The sequence below is a fragment of the Pontibacter ruber genome (assembly GCF_023630205.1).
GTDB lineage: Bacteria > Bacteroidota > Bacteroidia > Cytophagales > Hymenobacteraceae > Pontibacter > Pontibacter ruber.
Window position 1 is genome coordinate 14,727 of the sequence record NZ_JALPRR010000003.1, and the last position, 11,866, is coordinate 26,592.

At 49.2% G+C, this 11,866-nt stretch carries 8 protein-coding genes; all 8 read right to left on the minus strand.

The window, feature by feature from the left end; translation table 11 throughout:
* Positions 1-31 precede the first annotated feature (31 nt).
* Positions 32-3,676, minus strand: a complete 3,645-nt coding sequence (locus MJ611_RS12015; RefSeq protein ID WP_250430059.1) for an AAA family ATPase — start codon at positions 3,674-3,676, stop codon at positions 32-34.
* Positions 3,677-3,774: 98 nt separating this feature from the next.
* Positions 3,775-5,160 carry an ATP-binding protein gene (locus MJ611_RS12020; RefSeq protein WP_250430060.1) on the minus strand — a complete coding sequence of 462 codons (1,386 nt, stop codon included), beginning with the start codon at positions 5,158-5,160 and terminating at the stop codon, positions 3,775-3,777.
* Positions 5,161-5,179: 19 nt separating this feature from the next.
* On the minus strand, positions 5,180-6,409 hold the full coding sequence (locus MJ611_RS12025; protein ID WP_250430061.1) for an exonuclease SbcCD subunit D C-terminal domain-containing protein: 1,230 nt from the start codon (positions 6,407-6,409) through the stop codon (positions 5,180-5,182).
* A gap of 465 nt (positions 6,410-6,874) precedes the next feature.
* Entirely contained in the window at positions 6,875-7,261 is a 387-nt protein-coding gene (locus MJ611_RS12030) for a rhodanese-like domain-containing protein (RefSeq protein ID WP_250430062.1), read from the minus strand.
* Between the two features lie 93 nt (positions 7,262-7,354).
* On the minus strand, positions 7,355-7,660 hold the full coding sequence (locus tag MJ611_RS12035) for an ArsR/SmtB family transcription factor (protein ID WP_250430063.1): 306 nt from the start codon (positions 7,658-7,660) through the stop codon (positions 7,355-7,357).
* Between the two features lie 149 nt (positions 7,661-7,809).
* Positions 7,810-9,315, minus strand: coding sequence for a catalase (locus tag MJ611_RS12040; protein WP_250430064.1), 1,506 nt, complete (start codon positions 9,313-9,315; stop codon positions 7,810-7,812).
* 119 nt (positions 9,316-9,434) lie between these two features.
* Positions 9,435-10,385, minus strand: coding sequence for a YeiH family protein (locus MJ611_RS12045; protein ID WP_250430065.1), 951 nt, complete (start codon positions 10,383-10,385; stop codon positions 9,435-9,437).
* A 150-nt stretch (positions 10,386-10,535) separates the two neighbouring features.
* Positions 10,536-11,675 carry a BamA/TamA family outer membrane protein gene (locus tag MJ611_RS12050; RefSeq protein ID WP_250430066.1) on the minus strand — a complete coding sequence of 380 codons (1,140 nt, stop codon included), beginning with the start codon at positions 11,673-11,675 and terminating at the stop codon, positions 10,536-10,538.
* Positions 11,676-11,866 lie beyond the last annotated feature (191 nt).

The following is an 11,866-nucleotide window of genomic DNA, read 5'->3' on the forward strand; positions in this document are numbered from 1 at the left end:
AGGGGTACAGGTTGATGAAAATTCTGAATAGCTAACTTACCACTTCTACTTTACTTACACCACCGGGCTGTTTCTGAACACGAATCTGTGTACTGATCCGCTCTTTTAGTGCCTCTACGTGGGAAATGATGCCGATCATTTTCCCGCTGGACTGCAGGTTATCCAGGGTAGAAATAGCAGCCTCCAGCGTGTCGGAGTCGAGCGTGCCAAAGCCCTCATCAATAAACAGCGAATTGATCTGCGTGCGGCGGCCGGCCAGGTCAGAAAGGCCCAGTGCTAGCGCCAGGCTTACCAGGAAGCTTTCACCGCCGGATAGGGTGTTCATCGGGCGAACGGCTTCGGCCTGGTACGTATCCACGATCAGCAGCTCCAGGTCTTCGTCGGATGATTTTAGAATGCGGTAGCGGTCGTTTAGCTTCTGCAGGTGGCGGTTGGCCAGCTCCACTAATCTTGCCAGGGTAAGCCCCTGCGCAAAGCGGCTGAACTTGTTGCCGTCGGCAGAGCCGATCAGGTTGGATAGCTGATCCCAGCGGTTGCATTCCTGCTGCTGTACCTGCAGTTGCCCGGCCAGTTCGCGGTTCTTTTCGCGTTGCTGTTTGTCCTGTTCCAGCAACTGCTCATACCTGGCACGCGTGGCGATCAGTTCGCGCTGTTGTTGGGTTTTCTCCAGGTATAGTTTCTGCAGGTTTTCTATACTTTGAGTCGTCAGGTTTCTGGCCCTGGCCTGTTCCAGCTCGTGCTGTACATCTGCCAGCGTACGGCGTAGCTCGGTCAGGTGCTTTTCTGTTTGTGCTTTCAGGTTGGCCAGCCGGTCGGCTTCGTCGCGGTTCAGCAGCATCTGGCTCAGCATTTCTATGGTTTCGATACCCTGCTGCTTCAGCACGCGCAGTAGCCCGTCGCGCAGCTCATCGAGCATCGATTTATTTTGCTGATGTGCCTGCTTACACTCCTGCTGGCGCTGGCGGCTTTCCTGCAGTTCCTGTTGCTTGCGCTGGTGGGCAGCTCGGGCTTCTTCGGCCTGGGCAGCGCGCGTTTTCAGTTCGTGCTGCGCACGCTGGCGCTCCTGCTGCGGGTCTTTGTCGCCAAACAAGCGGGTACGCTCTTCTTTTAACTGCGTGAGTTGTGCGTGTGTGTCTTTCAGGTTTTGCTGACGCGTTGTAAGCTCCAGTGTTTTCTCCTGCACCTTGGCAGCCAGGTTTTTCACAAGCTCCTTCAGCTCGATGTACTTTTCGCGCATGGCCTCAAGTGCCTGCTGCTTTAGCAGGTAGTCGGCAGCCTGTTGCTCCAGCGTTTTCAAGAGATTCGTGCGTGTTTCCGGGCTATACTTTTGGTTATAAGTAGCGGCAAAAGATTCGGCCATTTGCGTGTGCGCCCGCTGCTGTTCCTGCTCATCGGTAAGCGCGGTTTGCAGCTTCTGTAGTTGCAACTGCAGGTGCTTCTCCGACTGTGCAAGCTGGTTGATTTGTGCCTGTACCTGTAATTGTGCTTCGCGCTGCTGCTGCGTTTGCTGGTTTATACTTTCCAGTTCGCGGCTTAAGGCGCGTGCCTGGGAAAGCGACTGCTGCAGCTGGCCAAGTGCCTGTTGTTGCGACTGCAGGTAATGCTCTAGTTTTTCGGTTTCTTCTATATTTATACTTGCATCCGGGGCTGTAGCTGCAAAAATCTGGCGCAGCCTGTTGAGCTCGGCCTCAGTTTCGGTTTTAGCAGTTGTTGCCAGCTGTGTTTTTTGCTGCACTGTGTTGAGTTGCAGCTGCAGCGCATGTATACCTTGCTGTAACTCCGTTACCAGTACCTGTTGTTTGTCCCTTTTTTGGACCTCTTCCGGTAGGCTGATGGTATAGTTATTTTCTACGAAAGGATGGTGCTCCGATCCGCACAGCGGGCAGGGGTGATCAGGTTGCAGGGTATGGCGCGCCTCCTCATACTTCTGTATCTGTTGCTGCAGCTGTACCAGTTTCTGCAGGTCCTCTAGACGTTCCAGAGACTCGGTATACTTCTGCTGCGTAGCCTCCAACTGAGCAGCATGTTCTTTTGTTTCCTGCTCGTGCCGGGTTAGCAGTTGAGTAAGCTCCTGTAATTTCTGCTGTAGGGATGTATGTTGTTTTGCCAGTTCCAGCAGCTTCTCAAATCGGGCTAGCAGCAGCGGCTGCTCCTGTGCCGAACGCTCCAGTTCCTCAAGGGTTCTTTCTGAAAGTATGGCTTGGAGCTGTGTTAGTTTCTCCTGTTTCTGATGCTCAAAAGCCTGGAGTTGGGCTTCTGTTCGCTGCTGTTTTATACCTTGCGCTTCGCGCTGTTTTGCCTCCTGCTGCAGTTGGGTTTGTAGCTCCTGCTGCTCCTGTTGGCTGCGCCTGATACGCTGCTCAACCTCATGCAGGTCTCGGAGGATCTGTCGGAACTCCGGCAGATGCTCGCGCAGATCCTGCAACCCGGCATGCTGCTGCAGCCAGTTTTTAGAGGCCGTAGCTTCTTGGGTTAGCTTGTCGAGCTCCTGTTCTTTTGTTTGCAGCAGTGCCTGTTCCAGCTTCAACGCTTCCTCGAAAGCCACATAGCTGGTTTTATCTTTCAGGTAAGTTTCCCGAATTGTATGCAGCTGGTGATCGAGCCTGGTTGCCTGTACCAGAACGGGTTCCAGTTTCTGCAATGCTTCTTCCTGCTGCTGGTGCGCTTTGCCTGCTTCGGTGGCAACACTGCCGCTTAGCTCTACTTCCGCCTCCAGCACAGGAATGCGCTGCACTAATGTGTCGAGTTGAGACTGTACCTGCACCAGCTGCCCGTTTGTTACTTCGATGCGTGTCAGCTGGCTTTCATACTGGCGGGCCTGCTCGTGTTGCTGCAGTTTCTGGAAATCAGGCTGCAGGCTTTCCAGCTTTTGCTCCTGTGCCTGCAGGGATACCTGCTGCCGTTCGGCTCTTTCCTGCAATTGCGTAACCTGCTGCAGCCACTGCACCTGTTCCTGCAGCGTTTTGGTCTCCTGATCAAGTGTGGTTTCCTGTGCGGTAAGTTCGGCTATACTTTGTTCGTAGCCCTGGCGCTGCTCTTCGGGGAGTAATTTACTGTCCTGCAGGCGGCGCTCCAGCTCCTCTTTCTTCTGACGTTCTGTTTTGGCTTTTTCATAGGCAAAGCGCGAGATGTCGGAGTAGATGCCCGTGTCGGTGATCTTCTCGAGCAAACTGCTGCGCTCATTAGGGTTGGCTTTCAGGAAACGGGCAAAGTCGCCCTGCGAGAGCATGACAGAGCGCAAAAACTGGCTGTAATCCAAACCGCAGATCTCGGCTACCTTGTCGGGTACCTGGCTAGGCTTCAGGTCAAAAAGCTCGTTGGCCTCACAGTCAAAAAGCTCCATGTGCACGGCCTGGATCTTGCCATCTACCTTGCCCCGGCTGCGGCGCAGGTGCCACTTGGATCGGTATACTTTGCCATTAGCTTCAAACTCCACCTCGGCGTAGGATTCTGCCGTGTGGCGTGTCATCAGTTCCAGTGGCTTATCGGTGCTGTGGCGGTGCACCATCCCGTACAACCCTACCGTGATCGCATCCAGGATCGTAGTTTTGCCGGCACCTGTTGGTCCGGTAATGGCAAACAAGCCGGCGTCGGCCAATGGACTTTGGTCGAAACGGATCTCATGTTCACCCTTCAGCGAGTTCAGGTTCAGGAAGCGTACGGCAAGAATTTTCATGGGAGTAATGAATATTTAATCAATTCAAATAGTGCAAATATGATGAACTGCACATATTCGGCATAAATGCGAGAGCGTAAGCTAATACTAAATATATACTATGAATTCTGAATTGATAATGACTTAGAGTAAAGAAGCTGATCTAAATAACATATAACCTTTCTAAATAATGTAATTACGTCATGAGATTTTTCTACCTTATTCAAACGCGTTAACACAGATAAGTAATATTGTGATGATTCGATAAGAATGTCAGAACTAATATTAGAAAATGCCTCAATGATACGCTTATTGTATTGGCTTAGAATATGTTCATGTATCTCTTGTTGCATACAGAGTGTATTGTAAAATAGTGTTCTCTCTATTTGAGTTTCATTATATTTTACCTTCTCTCTTGCCTTGATGTTCTTAACCTGTGTATCAATATCTAAGTTCTGATCTAAAGTATCCTTTATGTCTCGAATAATAGTTCCTTGAGGTCTGTAGTCGAATTTATTCAGTCTCTCGATTAATCTATCCCTCGTAAGTTTTACAACATCTGGCTTATTTATCGACTTAAGATATTCAATAGCGCCTTTTTTTGTAAGCTTAGCCTCTTTTATAAAAAAATAAATTGGAAAGTAGTAGCTGTTTAGAAAAACTAATTTTTCTAATATGACTTTTGGGGCATCACAATAAGAATTAAAGAAATTCTCGAGAATATCTGATTCATTAATAATTGAGGGTACAGCTTTTTCGACAACCTCTACATTTCCTACTTCAATATTCCCTTTTATTACATACGCAGGAGAACCATCTGTCTCGCTAAACTGCCCCTCTTTTATTAAGTTGAGTTTATCTAGGATCTTTTCATCAAGAACTAATTTAGGCCCCGTTGATCCAGCCTGAATTTCACCCGAGCTAGTATTGAGAATTGCGGCGGAATCACCTAATTCAACTAGATTTGAGATATTGCCAATCATGCTTTGTAGCCTTCTACTTACTTCATCGTTCAATATTCTGCGTAAATCAGCAGCTAGGATTTTAGTAGTTTGAGCTGGGTATCTGTAGTAAATCTCTCCAAGTCTGAAGGAAGAGGAGTCAACTTTCAGTATTACAGGCTTAGTTGCAGCTTCTTTGATAACTAAAAAGCCTATTACCTTATCTAAGAATCGCTGAGTATAAAAGGCGTAATCAAAAGAGCCATCAAGTCCCTCTCTTACTGAAGTGCTTACATATCTATTGTCTAAATTTTCAAATTGAGGTTTTATACCTACAAGCTCTTTTGTATTGGGCTCTATACCCATTATGATCACACCACCCTTATTATTGGCAAATCCGGAAATAGTTTTTAAATAGTCTTTATCTATAGATTCTCCTCTTGTGTGTAATGATTTTTTGAATTCGATGGTCGAATCTTCTTCAAGATTAGTCCTTAAAATTGGTTGAGTGATATCTAAGCTAGATTTAAAAATATCTAGATATTTTTGATAAAAATTATTCATCTTTTATTTCTTTAACTTTCTAACTCTCCTGCTCCTGCCGCATCAACTCCAGCAGTTCCGAGAAAGTGGCCACCAGTTCTGTATGATCGCTTTCGGGAAAAGCACTTTCGCAGCGTTTCAGGAAGACATCTTTCTCGCCTAACGTATGCAGGTCTGCTTCCTGCTGTACCTGTTGCTCCAGCGTTTGCCTGGCAGTTTTGATGATCGGCGGGCGGTGGATGAGCAGTTGCAATTCGTCTTTCTTAAGCTGCAGCACTTCTTCCAGTTGCTGATTCAGGTCGGGGAGAGCAGCCTCTAACTCGAGCTGCAGCTCGGCCCAGGCCGGTAAAGTATAGCTGCTGTTATCGTAAGCCGCCAGCTGCAGTTTTACCTTCTCCAATGGCCCTTTGAAGCGCACCAGTTTGCGGCAGGTGGGTATAGCCAACTCGCGCAGGTTGGTTAGTTTGCCCTCTTCAAAATCAAGTATAAAAACTACTTTCTTGTCGGTCACTTCGCTAAAACTTAGCGGAATAGGAGAGCCGGAGTAGCGGATGTGGTGCGTGTTATTAACCTGCTGCGGGCGGTGCAGGTGTCCGAGTGCGACATAGTCAAATTCCGCCGGAAACTGATCAGCCCCGATCTGGCCAAGGTTGCCCACGTGGATCTCTTTCTCGCTATCGGAAGCAGAGCCACCGGCAGCAAACAAATGCCCCATGGCTACCACCGGTATACTTTGCTCTTTATACTTTTGCACGTGCGGCACAAAGGCTGCATAATGTGCGGCTATGCCTTGCTTAATGCGTTGTTCACGCTCTTCGTAGCTCTCGCCTGGCACCGACAGGCGCACGTCGCGGTCACGGAGGAAAGGGACGGCACAAACTACAAGTTCCGGTTCGCCAGCCTTGTTGCGAAGCTCTATCAGTTCATCCAACGGATCCGGTGTGGCGCCGCCTATCACTTTTATGTTAAAGCAGTCGAGCAGTTCCTTGGGCGCGTTGAGCGTGGAAACTGAATCGTGGTTACCGCCCGTGATGATGATGTGGCGGCAGCAGGTAGCGCATACCCGGGTCAGGAAGTTATAGTATTGGCGCAGGGCCGTGTTGGATGGGGCACCGGTATCGAATACATCGCCGGCCATCAGCAGTACTTCTACCTGCTCCTGTTCAATGGTTTGCAGGAGCCAGTCCAGGAAATGCTGGTGCTCTTCGGTTCGTTCCAGATTAACGAGGCGCTGGCCCAAGTGCCAGTCTGAAGTGTGTAGTACGCGCATATCCCTGTTCCTTTCTCCTTTGCTGCACTAAGTTACATTAAGGTATATCTATACTGCAAATATATTATATAACTTTTTTTAGAAGAAAGTATAGTTGTTTTGCTATGTACTGTCTGGATCAGGATTTACAGGATTATAGGATAAACAGGATGAGGCGTACTTTACTTTGGCGCCCCTATGGATAAAGTGTAGCTTCGGGAAGAAGTGGAAGATTAACTACGAACTTAAATCAGTTTACATGAAGATGGATGTCTTCGCTCGCCGGACGTGAGCGAGGGCTATTGATACATGCAACTGGATAAACTAAAGTATAAGCGAGACCAAGTATAAACAGAAAAGGACAAGCCGAAGCCTGTCCTTTCATACATTTCAATTATAGAACACATTCCCTTGCTACGGGAAAACATTCCCATAGCATTGGGAATCCTGTTTATCCTACAGAATCCTGCAAATCCTGATCCGGGTTTACTCTTTTACAGATAGTCCGGCAGTCTTCAGTTCGCTGTAACCGCCTATGTTGTAGATCTTCTTAAAGCCGGCTTCTTCCATCAGTTTGGCCGCTTTGCCGCTGCGGTTACCGGAAGCGCAGTACAGGTAATAAGTCTTGTTCTTATCCCAGTTCTGCATTTCTTTCGCAAAGTCGCCGCTCAGGAAGTCGGCGTTTTTCGCGCCTTCGAGGTGTCCTGCTTCAAACTCAGCAGGAGTGCGAACATCAACCAGCACAGCTTTTTTGTCTTTGACATGTTGCTCTTTATATTCTGTTGCAGAGATACGTTGTGATACGGTTTCCGTTTGCTGCGGACCTGTGCAGGCGAGCGAAGTTACCAGTAAGCTAAGGGCGATCCATTTCATAGTACGATATTTTAAGAGGTTCTGAAGTATAAATTACAGTTCATGCAGGCAGTGTTGCCTGAGCAGGGTAGCGCGTAGAGCTGCCTAAAAGTACTAAAAAGTTTTGCAGCCATTAATACATTCAATGATGTTGGAGATGGTAAAGTCGGTCAGGGAGTAGTATACGTTCTTGCCGCCGCGCTGCGTACGTACCACGCCCTTGTCCCGCATATTGGTCAGGTGGTGCGAAAGCAAAGATTGTTCTATATTCAAAACGTCCTGCAGTTCGCTTACTGTCAGGCGCTCACGTTGCTCGAGCAGGTCAATGATGCTGATACGAACCGGATGAGCCACACACTTTAACACGTTGGCTGCCCGCTCTAATTTCTTCTGATCTACCCGTACTTTTAACTCTTCCATTCAGGCCCTCCTCTAATTTTATACATGAACATGTATTCATGTATCAATAAGATGACAATGGTAAAAGACAAGTAGTTCCAATGTACTTAAGTTTTGAGAGGGAAGGAAACTAAAAGAGCCGGCTTCAAAGGCCGGCTCTTTTGGTTGGATTAGTTGGCATGTACGCCTCCCGAGTGGGCGCTGATATCTACGCCTAACCCTTGCGCTACTCCCAACCCAAGGCCAATGTCGGCACGGAAGAAGTGGCACAGCTGACGGTTTATGATCTCTGCCCGCTTCGGTCCGTCTATACCTTGCATGGCACCTACGATGTTGCTGATAGTATGCTTCTTTTCCTCCGGCGTCATGAGTCGGAACAGATCGCCTGGCTGTGTGTAGTGGTCGTTTTCGCCTTCCGCGTTGCGATCGTACCAATCGGCTACCACGTTGCTGCCCAGGTGCTGCGCCGGCTCTTTGTAGCTTTCGTCTGCCTCTATGTTATCAAAGCTGTTCGGGAAGTAATTGGGTGCGCTGCCGCCGTTACCGTCTACGCGCATGGCTCCGTCGCGCTGGTAGTTGTTTACTGTAAACGGGCAACGGTTTACCGGAATCTGCTCGTAGTTTGCCCCGATGCGGTAACGGTGCGCGTCCGGGTAAGACAGGATGCGGCCCTGCAGCATGCGGTCTGGCGAGAAGCCGATGCCATCTACCAGGTGCGCCGGTGCAAAAGCGGCCTGCTCTACGTGGGCAAAGTAATTATCCGGAATTTCGTTCAGTTCCAGTACACCTACCTCAATCAATGGGTAATCTTTCTGCGACCATACTTTGGTCAAGTCAAACGGATTCCATTTATAGGTGGCAGCCTCGGCTTCCGGCATGATCTGTACTTTCAGGGCCCAGCGCGGATAGTCGCCACGATCAATGGCCTCTACCAGGTCGCGCTGCGCCTGGTCCGGATCCAGTCCCTTCATCACAGTAGCTTCTGAATCAGTGAAGTTCTGAATGCCCTGCAGCGTTTTAAAATGGAATTTCACAAAGAAGCGTTCGTTGTCCTGGTTGATGAACGAGAACGTATGGCTGCCAAAACCGTGCATGTGGCGGTACGAGAAAGGCGTGCCCCGGTTGCTCATCAAAATTACCACCTGGTGCAGGCTTTCCGGGTTCAGCGACCAGAAATCCCACATCATGGTTGCACTCTTGGTATTGGTGCGCGGGTCTCGTTTCTGGGTATGGATAAAGTCCGGAAATTTTTTCGGGTCTTTGATGAAAAACACCGGCGTGTTGTTGCCTACCAGGTCCCAATTGCCGTCTTCGGTATAAAACTTCACGGCAAAGCCACGCGGGTCACGCTCGCTGTCGGCACTGCCTTTTTCGCCCCCTACGGTAGAGAAGCGCAGGAAAACGCGTGTCTCCTTGCCGATCTCGTTGAAGAGTTTTGCTTTGGTATACTTCGTGATGTCATGGGTTACGGTAAAAGTACCGTAAGCTCCGGTACCTTTGGCATGTACAACACGCTCCGGGGTACGCTCTCGGTTAAAGTGCGCCAGCTTCTCGTGCAGTATGAAATCTTCCAGCAGGATAGGCCCGCGCGGACCTGCCGTCATGCTGTTCTCGTGCTCGTAATAAGGTTTGCCGGAGGCAGTAGTAAGTTTCGGATGGGATGTTTGCTCGCTCATGTTTCTGGGATTAAAGGGAAGTTTTTCCTTCCGTGATGTCCCAAAAGTATAGTAGCATTACATATAGTTCAAATTGATAATTTTTATACTAAGATAGTTATTGTCTATGAAGCACAAGTCTAACTGCTGAAGTAGATAATAGCCAGGGAGGTGGAAGCAACTATAATCCAAAGTATAAGCCCCTGCCAGAAAGGTTTGGCGCTGATCGATTTCAGGCTGCTGAGGCTGATGTTGGCCCCGATGAGAAAAAGACTGAGCAGGAGCCCTTTTTTCGCCAGCCAAAGTATGGCTGGGGTTATGGTTGCAAGGGCAGGCAGAAACGTATTCAGCACAGAAGCCGCCACGAAAAGCACGATGAACAGCGGGATGCTTACTTTGGCTTTGCCATCTTTATAAAGCAGTCCTGAGATCAGTGCCAGCGGCACGATCCAGAGGGCGCGGGTAAGTTTGAGGGTTGTGGCAATCTGCAGGGCTTCGTCGCCGTAACGGGCGGCAGCACCCACCACCGAACTGGTATCGTGTATGGCAATAGCCGCCCAGATACCAAACTGTTCCTGCGAGAGGTGCAGCAGGTTGCCTACCCAGGGGAAGATGAAAAGTGCCAGTGCATTAAGTATAAAAACGATCCCGAGCGCTACTGAAATGTCCCTGCCTTCGGCTTTGATGGCAGGAGCTACGGCTGCAATGGCGCTGCCGCCGCAAATAGCAGTGCCCGAGGAAACCAGGTGCGTAAGCTTAGAGGGCGTCTTGAAAAACCTGCCCAGCAGCAATCCAATGCCCATCGTGGCTGCCAGCGATGCAAAAGTATAGATGATCCCGCTCAGGCCGGTTTCGGCTACCTGGTAAAGGTTGATTCCAAAGCCCAGACCAACTACCGCGCCCTGCAGCACATGCTTGGATGCTTTACCCGAATACTTTGTGTACGGATTCCCGATCAGTAGCCCCACCACCAGACCGGCCAGTAGCGCCAGGGGAGAAGAAAAGAACGGAGAAAAGAGGATGAGTAGTACCAGGACAATAAAGATCGTTTTCTGCAGCAGGGGAGAGGTGAGCGGAAACAGCTTGGGCATGCTAGTGGGGTGTTTTTGCTTTCACGCGCAAATGTACACCACTTTATTTTTTTATTATGTGACTTTTGTCGCTTTTGGCTATGCAGCCTGGTGTGCGGGTGCCAAAGCAGGAAAATTACAGTGTTAAAGCGTTATACCTGAGGAGTTTAGTTAAAAAGCCTCGCCTATTACAATGTAGAAATTAACACCTTCCCGGCCATACCCAACATCTGCCCGGATGTTCAATTTCTGCTGCGGGTTCAGCGCATACCGGAGACCGGAACCAACCGAGTACTTCAACGTGGAAAATGTCACATCGCTGGGCTTTTCAAACACATCGCCGGCCCCGGCAAAGGCAGCCATGCCTAAACGCCAGAAAAGCGGGAAGCGGTACTCCAACTGTGCGCCTGCAAAATTATCCTCCAGGAAACGGTTCTTGGCATAACCCCGAAGTATGCGGTCGCCGCCGGCAGGGGCCATGCGCATCACCGGAATCTCGCCGTTATTTAAATTGAAGCTGGTGTTAAAAGCCAACACCTTGTTGGGCTTTAATTCAAAATACTTCCGGAAATCAAGGTTGAAATTGTTGTAGTTGAAGTCGCCACCAAACGTGCGGCCAAAGTGATACCCCGAAACTTCGAGGTAAATGCCGCTGCTGGCAAAGGCTACGTTGTCGCGGCTGTCAACTAAAAAGACTAAACCAAGGCCGCTGTTCAGCCCGCCCTGGTAGCCGGGTATGCGTTGCGCCTGTAGCAGGCTTTCCCTGTTCTCGTCCAGCGAATCAAGCTCCAGGTCATAGTAATTGGTTACCTGCAGGTCAGGGCCAACAAAAGTGCGGGCGCCTATCTTTTTCAGTCCTGCAAAACGGGCGCTCACATAATCGTAAGCATAGCGGCCTTCATCATCTGTAGAAGTGTTGTTGCCTATACCATAAAAACGGTCGGTGTAGATGCGGTGGCGCAGTTCGCCCCGCAGCAGGTATCCTTCATCCCTCGTAAAAATGACCCAGTCCAGCAACTGATCGGTCTGCTTGTTCAAAGTATAATCCACGATCAGGCGCACCGTCGACAGGCGGGTGTAGCTCGTGTCCACCTTACTCGGCAGCTTAAAATAGCCAAGTACAGCAGCTCCAAAGCCAAGTCTGGTGTCGGGAGTATAATAAAGTACGGGTATCGGAATAAACCCTTTTACAGTTTTCCTATCTAAGTCAGACTGAGCGGAAATCGGCTCCTGATCCTGGGCATACGTTTTCAGGCCTGTACCTGGCAGAAGGCAGGCCAGCAGCAGTGCTGCAGCAAGGTATTTTACCATAAATAGTACAGGTTTTGCGAACGGCAACAGAAGCAGGTTAAGCGGCGTGAACTACACATAACCCCTGGTAATATAGTAGCTTATAACGCATGATATAGTAATTTGTCAATTTAATTTATGAAATTATTTTGTGCACTTTACAGTTATAACATTTTGTGTTCCAACTGTGGAATTTTAGATACCGGATACTT